Origin of the sequence: Rhodococcus sp. BP-160 (assembly GCF_019836205.1) — a bacterium.
GTDB lineage: Bacteria > Actinomycetota > Actinomycetes > Mycobacteriales > Mycobacteriaceae > Rhodococcoides.
In genome coordinates, this window is sequence record NZ_JABUEK010000001.1 from 1,120,604 (window position 1) to 1,144,371 (window position 23,768).

Sequence of the window (23,768 nt, forward strand, 5' to 3'; positions counted from 1 at the left end):
GCACCCGTGCTGCGTGGGCGGCAGTTCCGCCCCACGCCTGAGGAGGCCCCATGTATCTGCACGTACAGAAGCTGATCCACGACATCGTTCCCGACGAGCCCGATCCCGCCGCAGCGAACGCGCTGCAGGAGGGCCTCGGTGGCCAGTTCGGCGAGATGCGCACGATGATGCAGTACCTGTTCCAGTCGATGAACTTCCGCGGCGCCGCGGCCAAGCCCTACCGGGACCTGATCCAGGGCATCGGTACCGAGGAGATCAGTCACGTCGAACTCATCGGCACCACCATTTCTCGCCTGCTCGACGGGTCGCCGCGATACCAGGGCAAGCAGAACGATCCGCTCGACACACCGGGCGCGGGCGGCGGCGTGCCGCTGAACATCGCCCTGTCCGAGGGCAACATCCACCACTACCTCGTCGGTGCTCAGGGCGCGATGCCCGTCGACTCGGTGGGCAACCCATGGAGCGGCAGTTACGTCTACAACTCGGGCAACCTCGTGCTCGATCTGCTGTACAACCTGATGCTCGAATCGACGGGCCGCCTGCAGAAGTGCCGCATGTACGAGATGACCGACAACAAGACCGCCCGGTCCACCATCTCCTACCTCATCGTTCGGGACCAGGCGCACGAGAACGGCTACGCGAAGGCACTCGAGACACTGGGTGTCGACTGGAAGAAGACGCTGCCCATTCCGAAGACGAACGCCGAGCAGTTCCCCGAGGTGAAGAAGCTCGTGGAGATGGGCCTGCAGAGCAAGCAGTACACCTTCGACCTCACCGGCGCGTCCGAGGCGGGCCGTATCTACCAGGGCATGTCGCCGTCGAAGGACGGAACGGATCTCGACGCGAGCGAACAGGCGCCGGCGGGTGCACCCCTCGACATCGCGCCCGAGCGACCGGAGGAGTTCGCACCCGGGCTCGATCCGGAGCTCATGGAGCTGATCCAGCAGACCGCAGAGATGGAGATGGCCGACATCGACGCCACGTTCGGCGAACTCGGGAAGTGATCTGACAGTTCACCGATGCGGCACTGCGTGACTCTCGTTCGCGCAGTGCCGCATCGGTGATCACGACACCATGCGTCGCAACAACCCGACAGCCTTCTTCATCCCGTAGGCCACGACGGTCCTGCGACCGTCGTCGTGCGTCCACTCGAGGAGAGCCGAGCCGTCCTTCACCGATCCCTCCAACACGGTGGGTGCACCGACGAGAGGCAGCGGACCGACGACCTTGATGGACAATCCCAGTACCTCGGTCCAGAAGTAGTCGTCCGTCGGTGCGCACCGGGCCGGCACATCCAACACCGATGCCGCGGCGACCCTGCCCTGCGCGATCGCAGTGGACCAGAACGGGGTACGGCGAACCCGGCCGTTCTCGTCCGAGCCACGAGTGACGTCTCCCGCAGCGAACACTCCCGGCACCGCGGTCGCACAGCGGTCGTCGATGTCCACGCCGCCGCCGTCACCGATCCCGCTGCCGTCGAGCCAGTGCGTGCCGGGGACCTCACCGACACAGCTGACCACGAGATCGGCCGTCGACTCGATGCCGTCGATCCGGACCCCACCCACCGGATCGCCGATCAACTCGACGGGCCGGTCCACCCGGCGGACGTCGACCGAGCGTGCAGCCGCCCGTGCGGTGATCGCCTCGGACAGGAACGGGCCGAGTATCCGCTGCAACGGCGGATCCACGTCGATGACCGTGACCGGAACATCGCGTGCCGCACAGGCACTCACCACTTCCATCCCCAGGAACCCTGCGCCGACGACGATCGCGGACGTCGCATTCTCCAGCCGCTCCCGCAGCAGACGAGCATCGGCAAGGCTGCGCACCACCAGCTCACCGCTCTGGTCGGGTGCAGCCAGTCTGCGAGCGTCCGCCCCCGTCGCCACGATGAGAGCGTCGTACGGAACGTCGTCACCCTCCGCGAGAGTGATCACTCGTCGCCCGACATCGACTCCGGTCGCCAGCGCGGTGACGGCGGTCAGGTCGAGATCGGACAGGTCCCAGACATCGGACGCACCGATGCCCTCCGCGAGAACGCGTTTGGACAGCCGCGGCCGGGCATAGCAGCCGTCGGGATCGCATCCGATCATGGTGATCGGACCGTCGTGACCCAGCGCTCGGAGTTCACGTGCGGCGGTACATCCGGCGATGGAATCACCGACGATCACCACCCGGCGTGCGGCACCGCTCACGCGCGCTCACGCAGCGCCGCGACCGGACAGACACTCACGGCGGATCGAGCACCGGGCACCAACTCGTCCGGGACGTCCGCGCCGTCGTAGGCATGGTGCAGCTCGCCCTCGTCGTCGAGGCTGAACACCTCCGGCGCCTGCTCTGCGCAGATGCCGTGTCCCTCGCATCGATCCCAGTCGACATCGACGATCATGACGATCTCCTCTCTGCTGCGACCAACCTCAGTGGGAGGCGGTCGAATCGGTGGATGACGTTGTTCACCGCACGCGACGGTGTGCCTGTGAGTTCGATGCGCTCGACGCGCTCGGCCAGCACTCGCAGCATCGTGGACGCCTCGAGACGAGCGAGCCCCTGACCCGCGCATCCGTGCACGCCCGATCCGAAGCCGAGTTGACGGGTCGCATCGCGGGTGATGTCGAAGGAGTCCGGGTCGTGCCACTCGCGGGGGTCACGGTTCGCCGACGCGTAGAGCACCAGCACTCGCGCGCCCCGAGGAACGACCACGTCGCCGATGGTCTCCTGGCGCACCGCCCGGCGGGAGAACGCACGGATCGGCGACTCGTATCGCACGACCTCGTTGACCGCGTTGGGAATCAGGGTCGGATCCTCGCGGACCGCCTGCCACTGGTCCGGATGGGTCGCGAACAGGTGCAGTGCACCGGAGATGGCGCCGATGGTCGTGTCCAGCGACGGTCCGAGGTAGTCGATCATCAACGCCGGGCACTGCGATCTCTCGATGCGCCCCTCGTCGGCCGCGGCGAGAACGTCCGCACCCATGCTGCCCGGCAGCACCGAGCGTTCACGGACCACCCGACGGGAGTAGGCCATCATCTCCGACGCTGCTCGGGTCGCCGTCACCGCGTGCCGGTTCAGGGGACCGAGCGCATCGAATGTCGCTCCGGCCCAGCGCAGCAGGTCGTCACGGCCGTCCTCCGGCCACCCGACGAGATCGGGAACGATCGACGTCGGGAGCGCGGTGGCCAGGTCGTCGACTCCGTCGATGCACTGCTGCGTCAGCGCCGCGTCGACGATCTGCTCGGCCTTGTCCTGCACCGCCGACGCCATCTTCCGGACGGCCTTCGGAGTGAGACGATGTGCGAGCACGGATCGCTTCAACGCGTGCTCGTCGCCGTCACTGTTGAGCGTCGTTCCACGACCGAGTCTGTTGGCGACGGGATTCAGCGCGACACCGTCGCCGGAGACGAACGTGCCGTCGTCGAGCAGCGTCGACTTGCATTCCGCGTAGCGCGTGATCGCGTGAACCTTCTGGCGAGTCAGCCACACCACCGGACCCAGAGCCCGCATCTCCGCGTAGTGCGGGTACGGATCGAGAATGGCCGCGGTGGAGTAGATGTCCTCGGTGTAGCGAGGAAGTGCCGTGTCAGTTCTCATCGGTGCGTCCGATCGTGTTCGGGGGCAACGGGCTCGGCGACGGCGGTACAAGGGTGTGGAGTGCGGACAGTGACCGCGCTGTCGCCATCACCGTCCGGTCGGGGCGGACCAGAGCGGCGGACACTCGTCCGCGGCGTAACCATCTGCCGTGGTCGGAGCCGGGGCTGACCAGAAGGACCTCCGCGCCGCGGCGGGCGATCTCCTGACGTTGCGCTGGTTCGGGTTTCACGGTGGTGACCACTGTGAACCGGTGTGGTGCCACGGCATCGAAGCGAACACCGCGCTCGGTCGGCGCGTTGGGGCACAGCGTTCCCTCGAGCCGGCGCGGCGATATCGATCCACGTCGCACGAACATCGACGGGTGCAGACGCGGAGTCGCGCTGTCCGTGACGACGGAACTCAGTCCGGGAACACGTGTCACCACCGGGAACACCCGGCGACGCAGACCCGCGACCCTCTCACCGCCGCCGTTCATGGCCCATCCGACGGCAACTGCCTGGCGGATCATGGCGCGCGCGTGCGGTACTCGTTCCTGCTCGTAGCTGTCGAGAGCCGCCTCGGGCAGAGATCCGCCCAATACCCCGGCCACCTTCCAGGTCAGGTTGTAGGCGTCACGCAGACCGGCGCCCATCCCCTGGCCGATGAACGGCGGTGTCAGATGCGCCGCGTCGCCCAGCAGGAACACCCGTCGATCACGCCACCGGTCTGCGAGCTGGGCCCGGAACGTGTACTCGGTGACCCGGACCAGCTCGAGATCGGTGCGCGGTGCTCGGCGCAGCCACGGGTCGAGCAGCGGTGCGAGTGCATCCAGATCCGGGAAGTCGTCGACGGTCTCGTGTTCGAGAAGTTCGAATTCCCACCGATAGCGAGTCTCGCCGATGCGCATGAACGTGCCCGCGCGGTGCGGATCGCACAGCTGATGCACCCCGTCCCACAGGCCGGGGTCGACGGGACTCGACGCGTCGACCACCAGCCACCGCTGTTCGGGCGCGAGAGTCCGCATCGTCGTTCCGAGCGCGGCCCGCACCGCGCTGTTCGCACCGTCGCACCCGAGCACCACGTCCGCCGTGACGGCGCTGCGTTCGCCCGTGGCGACGTCCCGGACGATCACCTGCACGTGGTCCCTCATCGTGGCCACGTCGGTGATCTCCACGCCGCCGCGAAACTGCACGTGAGGATTCCGCGTCATCGCCGATCGCAGGATGCGCTCGAGCTCCGGCTGGTCGAACATGTTGGCCGGAGGGAAGCCGTGAGGACGGGAATCGGGATCACGCTCGAACTCGGCGATGGTGTCCATGGCGGGGTCCACCAGGCGCAGGCCGCGTCCGGGGCGGGAGATCTCGGTGAACGCCTCCGCGACGCCGAGGTCACCGAGGATGCGGTGGACCTCGTCGTCGAGGTGGACGGCACGCGGCTGCGGGAAGATGTCCTCCCACCGGTCGAGTACGAGGCACTCGATGCCGTGCCGACCGAGCAGTGAGGCCGCCACCATTCCGGTGGGTCCCGCGCCGACGACGACGGCCGGGTGGTGCGTCACGCGTACCGCACCGTCGTGCGCTGCATCCCCAGGTCGAGCATCGCGTCGTCGGTGGCGATGGTCACCTCCACCACGTCACCGTCCTGCAGGTAGGCCGGGTTGCTCGCCTGACGCTTGAAGAAGGTCTTCCACTTCACGGCCGGCGGCAGCAGAGCGCCGATGATCTCGATGGGCTTCGGTGGCGCCTTCAGGGCCGTGCCTCCCGGAGTGCCGGTCAGGATCAGGTCGCCCGGGTCGACACGCTGGAATCCCGTCAGGGTCCGCAACGCTTCCGTGGGTCGGTAGATCATGTCTCGCACCGTACTGTTCTGCCGGATCTCCCCGTTGACGCGCAGCATCAACCGCAGTTGCTCGAAACGATCGAGGTCGCCGTCCTCGAGAACCAGGAGGACGGGGCCGACGGGGGTGAAGGTCGGGTAGGACTTCGCCTCGTAGAACTGGGTCTTGGGCAGCTGGACGTCGCGGGCCGACACGTCGTTGGTGATCACCAGTGCCGCGATGTGGCGGGCGACCGTCGTGTCGTCGATCGTCGATCCGACGGGAAGGGTCGTCCCCACCACGAGCCCGATCTCCACCTCGTAGTCGAGCAGGGTGACATGGGCCGGCCGGACGATGTCGGCGGTCGGTCCGCTGATCGACCCCGACGACTTCCGGAAGAAGGTCAGTGGCACCGTCTCCGGATTCATACCGGAATCCTTCACGTGCGACACGTAATTGGTCATCTGTGCCACCACTCGGCACGGCGCGGTGACGGGCGAGACGAGCTCGAGCGATGCCACGGGGACGGTCTCGCCACCGGCAGCGGCAGCATCGACGGCCGACCGGTCTGCGAGCAGGTCCGCGGTGGTGGTCGCTGTGGTGTCCACCCGAACGGCACCCTCGCGGGTCTGCACCCACCATCCGTCGGCGGTGCGGAGAACGGCGATGCTCATGTCGAGGCTACTTTCATCAGGCCGAGAAGGCGTTCGGAGTCGAATTCGTTGTCGCTGCGCAGTCCGGTGAGGATCGATCGCAGTTCCGACAGGGACCGCTTGTTCGGTGCGATCCCCAGGAAGTCCTTGCTCGCGGGTGGTCCCCACTGCGCGAGACCGGACGCCGTCATCGGCGCCCAGCCAGGTTCGAGCGTGGCGTCGAAGCGGTCACCGTCGCTGAAGTGCTCGACGAGGAAGCCGTCCGGGTCGCGCCAGTAGTCGAAGATCTGACTGCCCTGGATGTGCCGACCGATCCCCCACGAATGCCGGTAGCCGCGCTCGGTGAGATAGCGACTCCCCGCACCGATGGCGTCGAGATCGCACACCTGGTACGCCGAGTGGACGTAGCGGTCCGACGGCCCCAGCGTCATCGCGAGCGTGTGGTGGTCGGTCGGTTCGGACCCCCGGTCGCAGCGGATGAAACTCATGACCGGTCCGCGGTGACGTTGCCCGTCGTAGTAGAGGAAGTCGCTGACGATCAGCCCCAGGTGTTCGAGATACCAGGTCAGGTTCTCCAGATAGCGCGTGCGCTGCAGCACCACGTGACCGAGCCGTTCCACGAGGGCGGGCTCGTGCGGTGGCCGCTGCGTGGCATTGGTGCGCGTGATTCCCGCGTCGTCGAGCGCCCCGAAGTTGTAGTCGTGGGTGCGCTGACCCGGCAGTGGGCGACCGTCGTCGAGATCGGCGACCACCCGCACCGGCTGGCCGCTCGGATCCGTCACGGTCACCCCGATCCCCCCGATCGACTCGGGCAGCCGCTCGACGCGATGACCCGTCGCGCGGGCGAGGCGCAGCACGTCGGCGGACTCGGCGGCACGGAAGGCTGCACCGACGTAGGACGTCCGGCGCCCCTTGCGGATGATGACGCACGGCGCTCCGTCAGCCAGCCCGCGCAGATGCAACTCGTCGTCGGTCCGCACGGTGACTCCGAAGCCGAATGCTTCCGCGAACGTCTGCGCGCGGTCCAGGTCGGGCTTGCGGAACTCGAGCCAGGCGATGTCCTGGACCTTGATCACCGGGTTCACCGCACGACCGGGATGCTCACCCGGCAACGCACCCTGATCGACGTGCATCCCCTGATGCCCGTCGACGTCGCGAGTTCGGTACGCGTGATCGATCGTCATGGCCGCTCCTGAAGTAGATGATCACATCGTCACTCATGATCGGATCGCCCGTCAAGACTTTCTGATGAAATCATCACAAGGTGGTGTTCGAGTGGGAAGCACGGTGCTCGAGCGCTGACTCGTGTGCAGTGATCCGCGGTATCCGCGGATCACTGCACACAGGTGACTCGGGAGCGAGAGGTTCCCTGTCAGGGTCTCGTTGCGCCGCGAGGACGTCGATAGCGTCGACGACCGTGCCTTCCACCACCGAACGTCGACCGCTGCCCTTCCTCGTCTCCGTCCTGGCGATGGGCACGTTCCTCATGGGCACGTCCGAGTTCGTCGTGGCCGGGTTGCTGCCCGACATCGCCGGCGACCTGGCCATCGGGATCTCCGAGGCGGGTCTCCTGGTCACGGCATTCGCGATCGGCATGATCGCCACGCCGGCGGTGGCGGTGGCGGTGCTGCGAGTTCCCGAGCGCACGACGCTGCTGCTCTCGCTCGCCGTGTTCGCCGCCGGACATGTCGTCGTGGCACTCACCGACGAGCTCTCCGTCGTCCTCGTCGCCCGCTTCGTGACCGCGCTGGTCACGGGGGCGTTCTGGTCGATCGCAGCGTCCGTCGGTGCTCGAGTGTCCGGCCCGGACGACGCCGCGCGTGCCATCGGCATGGTCCTCAGCGGGGGCATCCTGGCGACCGTCATCGGCGTGCCCCTCGGGTCCGTCGCCGGTCAGCTCGTCGGGTGGCGTGGCCCGTTCTGGATCCTCGCCGGGCTGGCGCTGCTCGCGACTGTTCCGGTCGCTCGCATCGTTCCCGGCGGTCGCTCCGCCTCGACCACCGTCCCGCTGCGAGAGCAGACGGCGGCGCTGATGTCGCGGCGCCTGTGGGTGGTCATGGCTGCCTGCGTCCTCGTCACCTCGGCCGTGATGTCCACCTACTCGTTCATCGCCCCGCTGCTGACGGAGCGTGCGGGCCTGTCCGCCGAACTCCTCCCGGTGGGTCTCGCGATCTTCGGCGTCGGTGCCGTCACCGGCACACTCGGCAGTGGCCGGCTCGCAGGCCGCGCGCCGTACGGGACTGCTCTGGGCGGTGGCATCGCCGTCGTGGCAGCACTCGCCCTGCTCGGCGCGGTGTCGGACCACGCCGCACCGGCGATCGCACTTCTCGCGATCGCCGGTCTCGCCGGTCTCGGCATGAACCCGGTCCTCATGTCGATGGCCGTCAGGTTCGCCGAGGGCGCACCCACCCTGGCCACTTCGCTGTGCACGTCCATGTTCAACCTCGGCACCGCGATGGGGAGTGCGGTCACCGCGCGGGCCATCGGTGTGTTCGGCCCGGCCTCGATCCCGGTCGTCGGCGCAGCGTTCGCCGCCGCGCTGCTCGTTCCGCTGGCTACCCTCGTGATCATGGCCAGGCCCGGACACGGCCACCGCGCCGGCGCCACCCCGCAGCACGACGCGCTGGTGTCCTGACTTCCACTCGATCAGAGGAGTACGACCATGACCACGATCGCCATCATCGGTGCGGGTGAGGGACTCGGAGCCGCCGTCGCTCGCCGCTTCGGCCGCGAGGGGCTCTCGGTCGCCCTGATCTCACGAGAGCAGGGCAATGTCGACCGCATCGCCGACTCGCTGGGCGATGCCGGGATCACCGCCGCGGGCTTCCCGGCCGACGTCCGCAACCCCGAGTCCCTGACCACCGCGCTGGACTCGGCGGCCGAGCGACTCGGACCGATCGAGGTGCTGCAGTACAGCCCTGTCCCGGCAAGGGAATTCATGAAGCCGGTCCTCGAGACACGCGTGGCCGATCTCGTCGGTCCGGTCGAGTTCTCCATCTACGGACCCGTCACCGCGGTGAACTGGGCACTGCCGGGAATGCGGTCGCTGGGACGCGGCACCGTGCTGTTCGTGAACGGAGGCAGTGCAGTTCGTCCCGGCGCGACCGTCGCCGGGACCTCGGTCGCCTTCGCCGGCGAGAGTGCCTACGCCCAACTGCTGCACGACGCACTCGCACCGGAGGGGCTGCACGTCGGCCAGCTGATCATTCCGCGGGGCATCGGCGCGGGTGAGCCGTCGCACGAACCGGACGCGCTCGCGGAACTATTGTGGACCATGCACACCGAGCGCGGCGAATTCCGCACGTTCGCAGCACCTCTGGACTGACCTTCTCGACGAGAGGTGCCCTGCGGGTACACCCTCCGTCAGGGACTCCCTCGACCGCTGATGCGGGTGTCGACTGGAGACATGACCACTTCCGTGAAGGCGTACGCCGCCACCGCAGCAGACGAGCCACTGTCCCCCTACACCATCGACCGCCGCGATGTCGGACCTCACGACGTCCGGATCGACATCGCGTTCGCCGGAATCTGCCATTCCGACATTCACACCGCCCGCGGCGAATGGGGCCCCGTTCCGTACCCCCTCGTCGTCGGTCACGAGATCGCGGGAATCGTGGCCGAGATCGGCTCCGAGGTCACGAAACACGCGGTCGGCGACCGCGTCGGCGTCGGCTGCATGGTCGGCTCGTGCGGCGAGTGCGCCCAGTGCGTGAGGGGCCTCGAGCAGTACTGCCTCGTCGGCAACATTCAGACCTACGGCAGCACCGACCGTGACGGCACGGTCACTCAGGGTGGCTACTCGCAGCAGGTCGTCGTCACCGAGCACTTCGTCGTCACGATCCCCGAGGGCATCGAGCTCGACGCTGCGGCGCCGCTGCTGTGCGCCGGCATCACCACGTACTCACCGCTCCGCCACTGGGGCGCAGGACCCGGCAAGAAGGTCGCCGTTGTGGGGATGGGTGGACTCGGGCACATGGCCGTGAAGCTCGCGCACGCCATGGGAGCCGAGGTCACGGTCCTGTCGCAGTCGCTGGCGAAGCAGGAAGACGGACTACGTCTCGGCGCGGACCACTACTTCGCCACCGGCGATCCGGACACGTTCACCGAGCTCGCCTCCACGTTCGACCTGATCATCAACACCGTCAGCGCGTCGATCGATCTGAACGCACATCTGTCACTGTTGGCCGTCGACGGTGCCATGGTCAACGTCGGCGCGCCGGCGGAACCACTCCCCCTGCACGTCTTCTCGCTCATCCCGCACCGCCGTACCTTCGCAGGATCCGCCATCGGCTCGATCGCGGAGACTCAGGAGATGCTCGACTTCTGCGCCGAGCATCGTCTCGGAGCCGAGATCGAGGTCATCTCCGCAGACAAGATCAACGATGCGTGGGAACGGGTGCTCGCCTCCGATGTCCGCTACCGGTTCGTCATCGACACGGCGACGCTGGCCTGACCGCGCGAGGGGTGTCATGACAGGGCCTCCCTCATCGCCTCCGGTCGTCCTACGCTGAATTCATGGACACCAAGGCCGAGGTTCGCGAGTTCCTCATGACCCGCCGCGCGAGGTTGACACCGGAGGCAGCGGGCATCACGACCAGTGGTACCCGTCGGGTGGCCGGCCTGCGTCGCAGCGAAGTGGCGTCGCTGGCCGGCCTGTCGGTCGAGTACTACGCCCGCATCGAGCGCGGCGCCATCGGCGGTGCATCGTCGTCCGTGCTCGACGCGCTCTCGCGCGCCCTGCAGCTCACCGACACCGAACATGCGCATCTGCTCGATCTGGCTCGCGCGGCCGACGGTGTCCCCACGTCGGGACGCCCCCGTCGCAGGGCGGAGCGCATCACCCCACCTCGCATCAGCCTGCAGTGGGCACTCGACTCCATCACCGACGGCGTCGCTTTCGTGCGCAATCGACGGCAGGATCTGCTGGCCACCAACGAACTGGGAAAAGCGTTCTACGCGCCCGTCATCGGTGACGGCGGCCGGGTGCCCAACCTGGCTCGGTTCCAGTTCCTCGATCCGCTGTCGCGGGAGTTCTATCCCGACTGGGACCTGTTCGCGCAGATGTGCGTCTCCATCATGCGTGCGGAGGCCGGCCGGGACCCACACGACAAGGGCCTGCAGGACCTCGTCGGTGAATTGTCCACACGCGACGAGACGTTTCGCAGGCTGTGGGGAGCACACGACGTCCGCACTCACGGCGCCGGGACCAAACGCTTCCACCATCCCGTCGTCGGCGAGGTCCACCTCGCCTACGAGGAACTGGTGATCACCGCGGACCCCGGTTCCGTCCTCATGGTCTACACAGCGGAGCCCGGATCCCCGAGCGCGGATCGACTGCGACTGCTGGGGTCCTGGTCGACTGAAGCAGCCCGTTGATCGTGTACTCCCGACCCCGGAATCCGGGGTCTCGATTCCACTGTCGTCATCGCGTGGTTCAGGACGCCGCCCACACACCCAGCACGGTGCCGCTCGGATCGGCGAAGTGGAAGCGTCGTCCACCCGGGAAGTCGTAGGGGCCGGACACCACCGATCCGCCTGCGGCCTCGACCGCCTCGGCCGATGCGTCCAGGTCGTCGGAGTAGAGCAGCACGAGTGGTCCTCCCGCCGGCGCGGGGGTCTCGACCACGGCCAGCCCACCGACCTCGGCGCCGTCGGCTCCCACGATGCCGGCGTACGTCGGGCCGTAGTCGACGAACGTCCATCCGAAGGCACCCGCGTAGAAGGCCCGAGCGACCGTCAGGTCGGTGACCGACAGCTCGATGTAGTCGATGCGGTGGTGCCTGGTCGTCGCCATTGCCCGATCATGCCGGTCGAGCACGCCCGGCGCGTGTCCTTCCGCGGGACCTCTGTCGCCGAGTGGCAACCCGCCGACCGCACGAGTAGTGTCCTCCCACGGTGTGCCGGGAAGTCTGGTCGGCGGTCGCTTCCGCGACCCCGAACGACGTCCAGCAGGAAGAGGCACCTCGACATGATGCTCGCCGTCGACACGGGCACGTACCGGACCACAGCAGGCCGAGACGCCGTGCAGGAATGGTGCCGACGCAGACTCGCCGACTGGTCCACGCCGCACACCGTTCGCCGGATCGACACCTCGCTCGGCTCGACCGTCGTCACGTCCGTCGTTCGACCCGACGCGCAGCGCACCGTCGTGGTGGTGCCCGGCGAGCTGTCCTGCGCGGCACTTCTGACGCCGCTGATCGATGCGATGCCCGACGCCACGGTGCACGTCGCCGACATGCCCGGCCAGCCCGGGCTCAGTTCGGGGGTGCGCCCGCGCCGGGGCCGGGCCTCGGCCGACTACGGTCGCTGGCTGGAGGACACCCTGACGCAGATCGGCGCCCCGCGGCCGGTTCTGCTGGGCATCGGGAGCGGCGCCGCGGCGGCCCTCTCCGCCACCTGCCGATCGTCGGTCGGCGCGATGGTGCTGGTCCGTCCCGAAGGCATCGTCCCGGTCTCTCGCCCCGATGGGCGGTTCCTGCGACGCCGCACGTCCGCGCACAGCACCTCCAGGGCGGTGGCCGCACTCTGCGGACAACATTTCCGTCCGGACGACGAACTGGTGGAATGGCGACTTCTGGTGTCGACGCACTGCGCCGGAACGCGCGCGGATCGCCACATCTCGGAGCGGCGGCTCGCGGAATGGAGCCGCGCGGTGCCGCTCGAAGTGGTGGCGGGATCGTGTGATCCGGTACTCGACCACCGTCGACTGGACGACCAGGTGTGGGAGATCACCGGTCGGGACACGACGGTGCTCGACGACTGCGGTCACCTCCCGGAACACGAATGCCCGCGGGCGCTCACCGCCGCGATCGAGCGGGTCGATCGACGGGTCCGGACGTAGCGGATTCGCGTCCACCCCGGCCTCACCGCCATGATCGACTGACCGATCGTCTATTTCTCAGGATGTGAACAAGTGAATTCAGTACGATCCGCCTGGCGCGGAATACGCAAACCGGTATTCATTCCCGCGTCCGCGATCATCGTCGCCATGATCGTTTTCTCCGTCATTTTCGCGGGTACCGCGGCCGACGCATTCGAGGCCCTGAACGGGGCCATCACCGACGGTGTCGGATGGTGGTACATCCTGACGGCGACGGGATTCGTCGTCTTCGCCCTCTACTGTGGCGCCAGCCGTATCGGCAACATCCGCCTTGGCCGCGACGACGAGAGCCCCGAATTCGGCGTCCTCTCCTGGTTCGCGATGCTCTTCAGCGCCGGTATGGGCATCGGACTGGTGTTCTACGGCGTCGCAGAACCGTTGTCGCACTACATCACTCCCCCAGTTGCCGGGGGTGTCGACGGATCGACCGACGCGGCCGCCAACCAGGCCATGGAGCTCACCCTGTACCACTGGGGTCTGCACGCATGGGCGATCTACGTCGTCGTCGGTCTCGGACTCGCGTACATGACCTACCGCAAGGGCCGCCCCCTGTCGGTTCGCTGGCTCCTCGAGCCACTGCTCGGACGGCAACGGATCGAGGGCGGTATCGGTCACGCCATCGACGCGATCGCCATCATCGGAACGCTGTTCGGCGTCGCGACCTCACTCGGTTTCGGTGTTCAGCAGATCTCCGCCGGTCTGTCCTACCTCGGCTGGGTGGAGACGAACAATTGGCTGACCATCGCCCTCATTGCCTTCGTCACGTTGCTCGCCACGTATTCCGTCGTCTCGGGTGTGTCGAAGGGCCTGAAATGGCTCTCCAACATCAACATGGCACTCGCCGCCGGCTTGGCTGTGTTCGTCCTGATCGCCGGACCGACGCTGTTCCTCATGCAGTCGTGGGTGCAGAACCTCGGTGGGTACGTCCAGGCGCTGCCGGAATTGATGCTCCGTACATCACCTTTCGCCGAGGACGGGTGGGCCGGCGCCTGGACCATCTTCTACTGGGGATGGTGGATGAGCTGGGCACCGTTCGTCGGCATGTTCATCGCACGGATCTCGCGCGGCCGCACGATCCGCGAATTCGTCTTCGGCGTGCTGCTCGCACCGACTCTCGTCGGCTCGCTGTGGTTCACCATCTTCGGTGACTCCGGAATCCTCCGTCAGCGCAACGAGGGCACCATGCTCGCCGACGACGGAACGGTCGGCACGGACACGAGCCTGTTCCAGCTTCTCGACGGTCTTCCGCTCGCGACCGTCACGAGCGTTCTCGCCATCGCGGTGATCGTGTTCTTCTTCGTCACCTCCTCGGACTCCGGCTCGCTGGTCATCGACATCCTCTCCACCGGTGGTGATCTCGACACACCCAAGATCACCCGCGTCTACTGGACCGTGCTCGAGGGCGTCGCTGCCGCTGTTCTGCTGCTGATCGGTGGATCCGGATCACTCACGGCCTTGCAGACGGCGTCGATCGCGACCGCGGTGCCGTTCTCGATCATCATGGTGCTGGCGTGCGTGTCACTCCTCAAGGCCTTCCGCTACGAGGTGGCCACCACGCCGTCCTATGTCCGGATCACCCCTGCCGGAGATGCACCGCCCGTGGACGGCACGACACCGGCGAGACGGCCGGAGCGCGGCGGTATCTCCACCACGTTCGCCGGTCTGTCCCCGTCGAAGGACGGCCTGTCCACTCCGTCCGGGCTGCTCGCGGTCCAGTCGGTACCGCAGAGCCGACTTCAGATCGACCCGGACACCGGCGCCGTCCAGTACTCGGAGCACGACGAGCCGGTCGATCCGCTCGGCGGCGAGGTCTTCGACACCCCCGAGTTCGCGGACTCCGCCGAAGGCGAAGCCCACCAACGCCGTACCGACGCCACCGCGTACGACAACTCCTGATCGTCAGAGCACCGAAGGGCACCCCATGACGTCATCCTCGCCACCTCCCACGCGTCGCAGTCTGCTCTCGCGGGGGTCGTGGTCCGAAGCCTCGCGCATCACCGACGTGCTGCGCAAGGAGACCGTCGGGGGTGCCCTGTTGCTGGTCGCCACGGTGATCGCTCTCGTCTGGGCCAACTCCCCGTGGTCGGCCGCCTACGACACGCTCATGGCGACACAAGTGGGCCCGTCCGCGCTCCACCTCGATCTCACTCTCTCCACATGGGCCGCGGACGGCCTGCTCGCGATCTTCTTCTTCGTCGTGGGCCTCGAACTCAAGCGCGAATTCGTCGCCGGCGACCTCCGCGACCCGGCGCGTGCGGCACTGCCCATCGCGGCCGCGATCGGCGGCATGGCCGTACCCGCACTGATCTTCGTCGTCGTCAATCTGCGCACCGGTGACGGCGCACTGCTGGGGTGGGCTATTCCCACCGCGACCGACATCGCCTTCGCGGTCGCCGTTCTCGCCGTCGTCAGCACGCACCTACCGCTCGCCCTGCGCACCTTTCTGCTCACGCTGGCCGTCGTCGACGATCTCCTCGCGGTGACGGTGATCGCGATCTTCTACACCGCCGACCTGAACTTCGTGGCGCTCGGCGCCGCGATGATCCCGCTCGCCCTCTTCGCCGTCGCCGTGCAGCGACGGATCCGGTCGTGGTGGATTCTCGTTCCCCTCGCGGTCGTCACCTGGGTTCTCATGCACGAGTCCGGCGTTCACGCCACGGTCGCCGGCGTGCTGCTCGGATTCGCGGTGCCGGTGATCCGCAGCCGCGCCGCCGGCGGTCCGGAGGCCGGACCCGGTATGGCCGAACACTTCGAACATCGCATCCGACCTCTCTCTGCCGGTGTCGCGGTGCCGCTCTTCGCATTCTGCGCCGCCGGCGTAACCGTCGGCGGCGTGTCGGGCTTCTTCGAGGCGCTCGGCGACCCGATCGCCATCGGCATCGTCGCGGGACTGGTGGTCGGCAAGACCATCGGCGTGCTGGGCACCACGTATCTCGTGTCCCGCTTCACCCGTGCCACTCTCGATGCCGGACTCGCGTGGCGTGACGTGTTCGGCGTCGCCGTTCTCGCCGGCATCGGTTTCACCGTCTCGCTGTTGATCGGCGACCTCGCCTTCGGTGAGAGCACCGAGCGAGACGATCACGTCAAGGTCGGAGTTCTGACCGGATCGGTGATCTCGGCGTGCATCGCCGCCGCGATTCTGCGCAGCCGCAACCGCGCGTACAAGCTGATCCACGAGGAGGAGACTCGCGACGACGATCACGACGGCATCCCCGACGTGTATCAGCGCCGCGAGGAGAGCTGACTCAGAGTTCGGTGACCGGCCTGCGGGCCGCGAGCAGAGCTGCGAACTCCTCGCCGTAGGCAAGATGGCGTCGCAACGTCTCGCATCGGTCCAGCGCCTTGTCGTGGCACTCGTCGACGAACTGTGTTGCGGCAGCGCGGTCCTCGTCGTCGGCATCGCCGTTCCCGAGGACGTCGAGGGCTGCGAGCAGCTCGCCCATCTCGGCCAGCGTGAACTCCAGCGGCTTCATTCGCCGGATCACCAACAACCGCTCGACGTCGGCCTCGGTGTAGAGCCGGAATCCGCCGGCCGATCGCGCCGACGGGACGACGAGACCCACCGAGTCGTAGTGGCGCAGTGTGCGAATGGACAGTGCCGTGCGCTCGGCGACCTCACCGATCTGCATGCTCTCGCCCACTGTCCCGCTCCTTCGTCGTACGTCGAGTGTGCGTCGACTCTAGTTCCGACCCGGAGACCGGGCCCGATCAGTGTCCTGCGCCGAGGTTTCCGCTGAGCCGGTCCCGTCGTTCCACGGACGACGCGTTCAGACCCACGATCTCGACCTTCTTGCCCCTCGCCGCGTACTTCGTGGTGACGGCATCGAGCGTCGCGACCGTGGAGGCGTCCCAGATGTGGGACTCCGACATGTCGATGACGATGTTCTCGGGGTCACCGACGTAGTCGAACTGGTGGATCAGATCGTTGCTGGAGGCGAAGAACAGCTCTCCCAGCACCTTGTAGACGCGCGTGTTCTCGTCCGGATGTGCCACGTCGACCACCTCGGTGAGGTGCGCGACCCGCCGCGCGAAGAGCACCATCGCGGTGACGACACCGACGACGACGCCGTAGGCCAGGTTGTGGGTCGCGACGGTCACGGCCACCGTGGCGATCATGACCAGCGTCTCGCTCTTGGGCATGCGCCGCAGGGTCGACGGACGGATGCTGTGCCAGTCGAACGTGCCCACCGAGACCATGATCATGACCGCGACCAACGCGGCCATCGGGATGAGTGCCACGATGTCGCCGAGTCCCACCACGAGGATCAGCAGGAACGTTCCGGCGAGGAAGGTCGAGATCCGGGTACGTGCGCCGGAGACCTTCACGTTGATCATGGTCTGGCCGATCATCGCGCAGCCGCCCATGCCGCCGGTGAAGCCCGTGACGAGGTTGGCGACACCCTGGCCCCAACCCTCGCGGGTCTTGTTCGAGCGCGAATCGGTGATGTCGTCCACCAGCTTCGCGGTCATGAGTGATTCGAGCAGACCCACCAGTGCGATGGCGAGCGAGAACGGCGCGATGATCGACAGGGTGTCGAGGGTGAACGGCACGTTCGGGAGCAGCAGCGTCGGAAGCGAGGACGGCAGCTCGCCCTCGTCGCCGACATCGGGAACCTGCAGCGCGAACACGAGGGTGGCGGCGGTGAGCATCACGATGGCGATCAACGGTGCGGGCACGACGGTCGTCAGCTTGGGAAGGAACACCATGACCACGAGACCCACTGCCACGAGGGGATACACCAGGGCGGGCACGCCGATGAGGTAGGGCAACTGCGACGTGAAGATGAGGATGGCGAGCGCGTTGACGAACCCGACCATCACGCTGCGCGGAATGAAGCGCATCAGCTTCGCCACTCCGACGACGCTGAGCACGATCTGCAGGACGCCACCGAGGATCACGGCGGCGATGAGGTAGTCGAGGCCGTACTCGCGTGACAGTGGCGCGACGACGAGGGCGATCGCTCCGGTGGCGGCGGAGATCATGGCCGGACGACCGCCGACGATCGAGATGGTGACCGCCATCGTGAAGGACGCGAACAGTCCGACGCGGGGATCGACACTGGCGATGATGGAGAACGAGATCGCCTCCGGGATCAGCGCCAGCGCGACGACCAGGCCCGCCAGCACCTCGGTCTTCAGACGACGAGGTGAGCGCAGCGCGGCCAGCACCGAGGTGTCCTCGGGTGGGGCGACGGTCGAGCCGGCGTGGGACATGACGAGCCTCTTTCACGGTGCGGGACTGCCGGAGGCCGAGCACGGCCCTCCGCTGGGGCGGAACTCTACTCTCACCGGAGAGTAGAGTGCGAATTGACCGAGACCATCGACAACCGTCAATATAGAAGAATGTCGAATCAGTCAGAGCCCGACACGGGCGTCCGATGCTCGCCCCTGGTTCGTGAACCTCTGACCGAGCAGCAGTCGCACATCCTCGCGTCGATGTTCAAGGCGCTGGGCGACCCGGTCCGGTTGCGCCTGCTCAGTCTCATCGCGAGTCATGACGGTGGTGAGGCGTGCGTGTGCGACATCTCCGGATCCTTCGACCTGTCGCAGCCGACCATCTCCCACCACCTCAAGGTGCTTCGCCAGGCCGGCCTGCTCGGCTCCGAGCGGCGTGGAACCTGGGTCTACTACCGCGTGGTTCCCGATGCGCTGCAGCAGTTGTCGGCCGTCATGGCCACCGTCGACCCGACGCTGGTGACCGCATGAGCACCGCGGCGAACACCAGCGACCACCCCGCCGTCGTCGGCAAGCTCTCCACCCTCGACCGCTTCCTGCCGGTGTGGATCGGCGTCGCGATGGTCGTCGGGCTCCTGCTCGGACGACTGATCCCCGGGATGAACGACGCCCTGTCGTCCATCTCCGTCGACGGCGTCTCCCTGCCGATCGCGATCGGCCTGCTGATCATGATGTACCCGGTGCTGGCCAAGGTGCGTTACGACCGGCTCGACACCGTCACCGGTGACAAGAAGCTCCTGCTCGGTTCTCTCGCTCTGAATTGGATCCTGGGCCCCGCCTTGATGTTCGCTCTGGCCTGGCTGTTCCTCCCCGACCTACCGGAGTACCGCACCGGACTGATCATCGTCGGACTCGCCCGCTGCATCGCGATGGTCATCATCTGGAACGACCTCGCCTGCGGCGACCGCGAAGCCGCAGCCGTACTCGTGGCGATCAATTCTGTGTTCCAGGTGATCATGTTCGCCGTCCTCGGCTGGTTCTACCTCTCCGTGCTCCCCGGCTGGCTCGGCCTCGACCAGACCACCATCGAGGCATCACCGTGGCAGATCGCGAAGTCCGTGCTGATCTTCCTGGGCATCCCGTTGATCGCCGGATTCGCCTCCCGGTACTTCGGCGAACGCGCCAAGGGCCGCGACTGGTACGAGACCTCGTTCATCCCCAAGATCGGGCCGTGGGCGCTCTACGGACTGCTGTTCACCATCGTCGTCCTGTTCGCCCTGCAGGGCGACCGCATCACCTCCCAGCCCCTGGACGTCGTCCGCATCGCGCTCCCGCTGCTGGTGTACTTCGCCGTGATGTGGGGCGGCGGATACGCCCTCGGCGCCGCCATGGGCCTGGGCTACGAACGCACGACGACCCTGGCGTTCACCGCGGCGGGCAACAACTTCGAACTCGCCATTGCCGTCGCGATCGCCACCTACGGAGCCACCTCCGGCCAAGCCCTCGCCGGCGTCGTCGGACCCCTGATCGAAGTCCCCGTCCTCGTGGGACTCGTCTACGTCTCGCTGGCACTGCGCAGACGATTTTCACCCGCCCGACAGACGAAGGAATCCTGATGTACCGCAAGCCGAGTGTGTTGTTCGTCTGCGTGAAGAACGGCGGCAAGTCGCAGATGGCCGCAGGGCTGATGCGCACGGTCGCCGGTGACGATGTCGAGGTGCATTCCGCCGGGACTGCCCCCGGCAGTGCAGTCAATGCTCTGTCGGCCGAGTCGCTGCGTGAGGTCGGAGTCGATCTCACCGGTGAGCACCCCAAGCCGATCGATCCGGATCTGATGTCCCGGATGGACTTCGTCGTCACCCTCGGCACCGAGGCGACCGTCGACCCGGTCGAGGGACCGACCTACCTGAACTGGGACACCGACGAGCCGTCGACGCGAGGTATCGAGGGCATCGAGCGGATGCGCCTGGTGCGCGACGACATCGCCACGCGCGTCGACGAACTCGCGGCGCGACTGCGGATCTGACACGGGCCGCACCCGACGGCCGGCACTCCCGTCGGAGTGGCGGCCGTCGGCCGGAGGTCAACCGAGAAGTTGTTCCATCCTGGCGATCTCGGCGTTCTGCGTGTCGACGATCGTGCGAGCCATCGCGACCGCGTCGTCGTTCGAGCCCTCTTCGATCTCCGTCTCCGCCATGGCGACCGCACCTCGATGATGGTCGATCATCATCGTCAGCCACCGCTGGTCGAACTCGTCGCCGGACAAGGCCGTCAGGGAGGCCATGTCCTGCGAACTCATCATTCCGCTCCCTGACCCGTGGTCCATGCCCTGCATGTCGTCGGGCGTTGCCGACGGAGACGGCTGACCCCACTCCGCCAGCCATGAGGCCAACTGGTCCATCTCGGGTCCCTGCGCGTCCGCGATCTCGTCGGCGAGCGTGACCACGTCCGGGTTCGTGGAACGCCCGTCGACCATGGAGGCCATCTCGACAGCCTGAGCATGGTGCGGGTACATCATCGATGCGAACGCGACGTCGGCGTCGGCGAAGTCCGCAGCGGGATCCTGAGACGGCGCGGACTCCATGGACGAGGAACCCATCGAGTGGCCCTCCATCGACGCGGACGACCCGTCGTCGCCACAACCGGCGACGAGGGCGACTCCGATCGCGGCAGCGGCGAGTGTGGTGACTGTCGTGTTCTTGACATGCATGGGCGTACTCCTGAGGTGTGTCGAACGGAAAAGGGGTCTGAATCGACGTGCGATCCGCCGGGGCATCACTGCCCCGGGCTCCCCGTCACACCCGCAGAAGTACCGAGTCGTCCAGCGAGGACAGCGCCCATGGTGGAGCTCGACCTGCGCGGGCGACGATCACGACGACACGGTCGGATGCGTCATCGAGCGCCGGCAGGCACTCGACGGCCCCGATCGGGACCGACATCGGCGGGAACAAGGTGACCGTCCCGATGCACGGATGCATCATGTCGTGACCGCCGGGACACGGCAGTCGCTCCGCCGCCGGACCGGGCTCCGCGATGTGCGTGGCGGCGTCAGCGTGGACCTCCGCGTCCATCGACGCGTGGTGGTTCGGCATCGCTTCATGGGCCGTGGCGGTCTGGACGGGCACCACCATGTGCATCAGCACCACGCCCAGTGCGATCGAGACGGCCCACCAGGCCATCGGCACAGCGAGGGTCAGCGAACGTCGCTGCCGAAGACTGTGCAACACGGGCCCCAGCGTACCGACGAGTACCCCCTGGGGGTAAGTCGGGCGGTCGTCGCACCGAAACCCGGCAACCTCGGTCAGATACCCCAGGGGGTACTTGCATACCCCCCCTCGTATGTGACACGGTGTGCGCAGTACAGCGGATCGAACGCGGAAGGGGTGTCCTGTGGGCCCCCTTGCCGAATGCTCACAGTTCCACCGCTGAGCACACCCTCACACCACTTCTCGACGATGGCCGATCCAGGCCGCTCAGATACCCCCACCCGTATAGGAGTCCATCGTGTCCCAGTCCGACACCGTCGCCGAATCCCGGCCCGGCGACCACCACGACAGCGCCCCCGGCCGCCTCGGCCGGTGGGGCGCGGCCATGGTCACCCGCCGCCGCTGGGTCTTCGGCACTTGGCTGATTCTGCTGATCGCCCTCGGATCCGCTGCACCGTCGGTGTTCTCGTCCCTCGCCGGCGCCGGGTGGCAGGCGAACGGATCGGAATCGGTGCAGGTCCGCGAGCTGGCCGAGGAACACTTCGGCGGCAACTCTTCCGCCGCGGTGCAGGTCGTCGTCCACAGCGACTCCGGTGCGCTGAGCGACCCGGAAGCGACCGCCGCGCTCACCGGCGCGACCGACATCCTGAACGCGGACCCGCGTTTCGGTGAGATCGTGCCCCCGCAGCCGGGGATGACGATCAGCCCGGACGGACTCACCGGCATCCTCATCGCCGGCGCCGACGGCACCACCGACGAGATGGTCACCGCCGTCGACGACGTCAAGGACCAGCTCACCGCACTCTCCGGCGACGGTGTCGAGGTCTACCCCACCGGAGCGTCGGCGCTGTGGTCGGACTTCAACAAGGCCAACCACGACGCGATGATCCAGGCCGAACTCATCTCCTGGCCCGTCACCCTCGCCATCATGGTCCTCGCGTTCGGCTCGCTCGTCGCCGCCGGACTCCCGCTGCTCTTGACCATCGCCGGTCTCGTCGCCTCCGCCGGCGGGCTGGTCCTGCTCAACGAGATCACCCCGATCTCGGTGTGGGCCATGAACTTCGCCATGATGTTCGCCCTCGCACTCGGCATCGACTACGCACTGTTCCTCGTCGCCCGCTTCCGCGACGCCCTGCGCTCCCGCGATCCCCGCGCGGCCGTCGCCGAGACCATGGACACCGCCGGCAAAGCCGTGGTCCTGTCCGGACTCACCGTCCTCGTCAGCCTGTCCGCCGTGCTGATCGTCCCCGCCCCCGCAGTGCGGACCATGGCCGTCGGCATCATGCTCGCCGTCACCTTCGTCCTGCTCGCCACCCTCACCCTGCTCCCCGCGGCCCTCGGCGCGCTCGGACCGAAGGTCGACGCCGCGTCCCTCCCGTACGCCAAGCGCCAGCAGCACCGCTCGTCGGTGTTCGCCGCGTGGGGCGCTCTCCTGCACAAGCACCCGTGGCCGTTCGCGCTCGCCTCGATCGGCGTCCTCGTCGCACTGGCGCTGCCTGTTCTCGGCCTGAAGGTCGCGATGCCGTCGATCTCCGTCGTCCCCGAGGACGCGCCCGTGCGGCAGGGCTACGCCCTCGTCCAGCAGCAGTTCGGCGACGGAGCCCCCGGCGCACTGCAGATCGTCGTCTCTGACACCGACTCCGCAGACACGGCCGCCGCCGCGGCGCAGGTGTCCGGCATCGCCATGGTCACCCCACCGCAACCCGCCGCCGACGGCTCCGGCTACGCACTCCTGCAAGCGATTCCGGCGGTCGACCCCTCCGACGAGTCGATGGGCACCATCCTCGCCGACCTGCGCGGCGAACTGCCGGAGTCGGCGCTGGTCGGCGGCGCACCCGCGGAGAACCTCGACCTGCAGCAGGCCCTGAACGACTATCTGCCGCTCGTCGTCACGATCATCCTGATCCTCGGGTTCGTGCTGCTCCTCGTCGCACTGCAGGCACCCTTGATCGCGTTCCTGGGCACCGCGGTCAGCCTGCTCTCCACCGCCGCCGCGTTCGGCGTTGCGAAGCTGATCTTCCAGGACGGGCACGGCGCCTCGCTGCTCGGCTTCACTCCGCAGGGCTTCCTGAACGGCTGGGGACCGGTGTTCTTCTTCGCGATGATCTTCGCCATCGCCATGGACTACACCGTGTTCCTCCTCGCCACCGCCAAGGAGCACGTCGAGCGCACCGGCGACGCGACGACGGCGATGATCGACGGTCTCGCCCACTCCGGACGGGTCATCTTCGCCGCGGCCGCGGTGATGGTGGCGGTGTTCTTCACCTTCGCCCTCGCAGACCCGCTCCCGCCGAAGGAGATGGGCATCATCCTCGGTGTCGCCGTGCTTCTCGACGCGGTGCTCATCCGGTTGATCCTGCTACCCGTCCTGCTGCGCCTGACCGGCTCCGCCGCCTGGTGGTCACCGGCCTGGCTCCGCAAGGCCCTCCCGTCCATCAGCTTCTCCCACTGACACCCCCGACCGAAGGACG

23 protein-coding genes are annotated in these 23,768 nt (G+C 67.5%); 12 read left to right on the forward strand and 11 right to left on the reverse strand.

Annotated features, from left to right (window positions below):
- The first annotated feature begins 50 nt into the window (after positions 1–50).
- Complete coding sequence (locus tag HQ306_RS05305) at positions 51–1,004, forward strand: manganese catalase family protein (RefSeq protein ID WP_222628021.1); 954 nt, start codon at positions 51–53, stop codon at positions 1,002–1,004.
- A gap of 60 nt (positions 1,005–1,064) precedes the next feature.
- Here the strand turns inward: HQ306_RS05305 and HQ306_RS05310 are convergent, their stop codons facing one another.
- The 6 genes from HQ306_RS05310 to HQ306_RS05335 are packed head-to-tail and all read right to left on the reverse strand — an operon-like array spanning position 1,065 to position 7,220.
- Positions 1,065–2,195 (reverse strand): NAD(P)/FAD-dependent oxidoreductase, encoded by a 1,131-nt coding sequence (locus HQ306_RS05310; protein WP_222628023.1) that lies wholly within the window; start codon positions 2,193–2,195, stop codon positions 1,065–1,067.
- Complete coding sequence (locus HQ306_RS05315) at positions 2,192–2,389, reverse strand: ferredoxin (protein WP_027504376.1); 198 nt, start codon at positions 2,387–2,389, stop codon at positions 2,192–2,194. Before HQ306_RS05315 ends, HQ306_RS05310 begins: the two co-directional genes overlap by 4 nt.
- Positions 2,386–3,588: a cytochrome P450 gene (locus tag HQ306_RS05320; RefSeq protein ID WP_222628026.1), complete on the reverse strand. Its 1,203-nt coding sequence runs from the start codon at positions 3,586–3,588 to the stop codon at positions 2,386–2,388. The genes HQ306_RS05315 and HQ306_RS05320 overlap by 4 nt, the downstream gene beginning before the upstream one ends.
- Positions 3,578–5,125 (reverse strand): bifunctional 3-(3-hydroxy-phenyl)propionate/3-hydroxycinnamic acid hydroxylase, encoded by a 1,548-nt coding sequence (locus tag HQ306_RS05325; RefSeq protein WP_308115492.1) that lies wholly within the window; start codon positions 5,123–5,125, stop codon positions 3,578–3,580. Before HQ306_RS05325 ends, HQ306_RS05320 begins: the two co-directional genes overlap by 11 nt.
- Positions 5,122–6,057, reverse strand: a complete 936-nt coding sequence (locus HQ306_RS05330; RefSeq protein WP_027504379.1) for a fumarylacetoacetate hydrolase family protein — start codon at positions 6,055–6,057, stop codon at positions 5,122–5,124. Before HQ306_RS05330 ends, HQ306_RS05325 begins: the two co-directional genes overlap by 4 nt.
- Complete coding sequence (locus tag HQ306_RS05335) at positions 6,054–7,220, reverse strand: VOC family protein (protein WP_222628028.1); 1,167 nt, start codon at positions 7,218–7,220, stop codon at positions 6,054–6,056. The genes HQ306_RS05330 and HQ306_RS05335 overlap by 4 nt, the downstream gene beginning before the upstream one ends.
- A gap of 233 nt (positions 7,221–7,453) precedes the next feature.
- On the opposite strand from HQ306_RS05335, the gene HQ306_RS05340 reads away from it, so the two are divergent.
- The 4 genes from HQ306_RS05340 to HQ306_RS05355 all read left to right on the forward strand — a co-directional run bounded on the left by HQ306_RS05340 (position 7,454) and on the right by HQ306_RS05355 (position 11,412).
- Positions 7,454–8,671, forward strand: coding sequence for an MFS transporter (locus tag HQ306_RS05340; RefSeq protein WP_308115491.1), 1,218 nt, complete (start codon positions 7,454–7,456; stop codon positions 8,669–8,671).
- Positions 8,672–8,698: 27 nt separating this feature from the next.
- Positions 8,699–9,361, forward strand: coding sequence for an SDR family NAD(P)-dependent oxidoreductase (locus HQ306_RS05345; protein ID WP_222628030.1), 663 nt, complete (start codon positions 8,699–8,701; stop codon positions 9,359–9,361).
- Positions 9,362–9,442: 81 nt separating this feature from the next.
- Entirely contained in the window at positions 9,443–10,489 is a 1,047-nt protein-coding gene (locus tag HQ306_RS05350) for an NAD(P)-dependent alcohol dehydrogenase (RefSeq protein WP_222628031.1), read from the forward strand.
- Between the two features lie 62 nt (positions 10,490–10,551).
- The gene (locus tag HQ306_RS05355; RefSeq protein WP_056446493.1) at positions 10,552–11,412 is read left to right on the forward strand and encodes a helix-turn-helix transcriptional regulator; all 861 of its coding nucleotides are present in this window, start codon (positions 10,552–10,554) and stop codon (positions 11,410–11,412) included.
- 58 nt (positions 11,413–11,470) lie between these two features.
- On the opposite strand, the gene HQ306_RS05360 is transcribed toward HQ306_RS05355, so the two are convergent.
- The gene (locus tag HQ306_RS05360) at positions 11,471–11,830 is read right to left on the reverse strand and encodes a VOC family protein (protein ID WP_222628033.1); all 360 of its coding nucleotides are present in this window, start codon (positions 11,828–11,830) and stop codon (positions 11,471–11,473) included.
- 174 nt (positions 11,831–12,004) lie between these two features.
- Between HQ306_RS05360 and HQ306_RS05365 the strand changes: the two genes are divergently transcribed.
- The 3 genes from HQ306_RS05365 to nhaA all read left to right on the forward strand — a co-directional run bounded on the left by HQ306_RS05365 (position 12,005) and on the right by nhaA (position 16,160).
- Positions 12,005–12,877 (forward strand): alpha/beta fold hydrolase, encoded by an 873-nt coding sequence (locus HQ306_RS05365; RefSeq protein WP_222628035.1) that lies wholly within the window; start codon positions 12,005–12,007, stop codon positions 12,875–12,877.
- Between the two features lie 147 nt (positions 12,878–13,024).
- Positions 13,025–14,812, forward strand: coding sequence for a BCCT family transporter (locus HQ306_RS05370; protein ID WP_374197695.1), 1,788 nt, complete (start codon positions 13,025–13,027; stop codon positions 14,810–14,812).
- A gap of 25 nt (positions 14,813–14,837) precedes the next feature.
- Positions 14,838–16,160 (forward strand): Na+/H+ antiporter NhaA, encoded by a 1,323-nt coding sequence (gene nhaA, locus HQ306_RS05375; protein WP_222628039.1) that lies wholly within the window; start codon positions 14,838–14,840, stop codon positions 16,158–16,160.
- Position 16,161: 1 nt separating this feature from the next.
- On the opposite strand, the gene HQ306_RS05380 is transcribed toward nhaA, so the two are convergent.
- Together HQ306_RS05380 and HQ306_RS05385 are read right to left on the reverse strand one after the other, a co-directional pair.
- Positions 16,162–16,545, reverse strand: a complete 384-nt coding sequence (locus HQ306_RS05380; protein ID WP_056447472.1) for a MerR family transcriptional regulator — start codon at positions 16,543–16,545, stop codon at positions 16,162–16,164.
- Positions 16,546–16,624: 79 nt separating this feature from the next.
- Positions 16,625–18,130, reverse strand: coding sequence for a SulP family inorganic anion transporter (locus HQ306_RS05385; RefSeq protein WP_222628041.1), 1,506 nt, complete (start codon positions 18,128–18,130; stop codon positions 16,625–16,627).
- A gap of 129 nt (positions 18,131–18,259) precedes the next feature.
- Between HQ306_RS05385 and HQ306_RS05390 the strand changes: the two genes are divergently transcribed.
- From HQ306_RS05390 to HQ306_RS05400, 3 genes are read left to right on the forward strand one after another with little or no spacing between them, the layout of a single operon-like run.
- Positions 18,260–18,622 carry a helix-turn-helix transcriptional regulator gene (locus HQ306_RS05390; protein WP_056446484.1) on the forward strand — a complete coding sequence of 121 codons (363 nt, stop codon included), beginning with the start codon at positions 18,260–18,262 and terminating at the stop codon, positions 18,620–18,622.
- Positions 18,619–19,707 carry an ACR3 family arsenite efflux transporter gene (gene arsB / locus HQ306_RS05395; RefSeq protein ID WP_222628042.1) on the forward strand — a complete coding sequence of 363 codons (1,089 nt, stop codon included), beginning with the start codon at positions 18,619–18,621 and terminating at the stop codon, positions 19,705–19,707. Before HQ306_RS05390 ends, arsB begins: the two co-directional genes overlap by 4 nt.
- Positions 19,707–20,117: a low molecular weight phosphatase family protein gene (locus tag HQ306_RS05400; protein WP_027504392.1), complete on the forward strand. Its 411-nt coding sequence runs from the start codon at positions 19,707–19,709 to the stop codon at positions 20,115–20,117. The genes arsB and HQ306_RS05400 overlap by 1 nt, the downstream gene beginning before the upstream one ends.
- 57 nt (positions 20,118–20,174) lie before the next feature.
- On the opposite strand, the gene HQ306_RS05405 is transcribed toward HQ306_RS05400, so the two are convergent.
- Positions 20,175–20,801, reverse strand: a complete 627-nt coding sequence (locus HQ306_RS05405; protein ID WP_027504393.1) for a DUF305 domain-containing protein — start codon at positions 20,799–20,801, stop codon at positions 20,175–20,177.
- Positions 20,802–20,886: 85 nt separating this feature from the next.
- Positions 20,887–21,318, reverse strand: a complete 432-nt coding sequence (locus tag HQ306_RS05410; RefSeq protein ID WP_222628044.1) for a DUF6153 family protein — start codon at positions 21,316–21,318, stop codon at positions 20,887–20,889.
- Positions 21,319–21,595: 277 nt separating this feature from the next.
- Between HQ306_RS05410 and HQ306_RS05415 the strand changes: the two genes are divergently transcribed.
- Positions 21,596–23,749, forward strand: coding sequence for an MMPL family transporter (locus HQ306_RS05415; RefSeq protein ID WP_374197694.1), 2,154 nt, complete (start codon positions 21,596–21,598; stop codon positions 23,747–23,749).
- Positions 23,750–23,768: the final 19 nt, after the last annotated feature.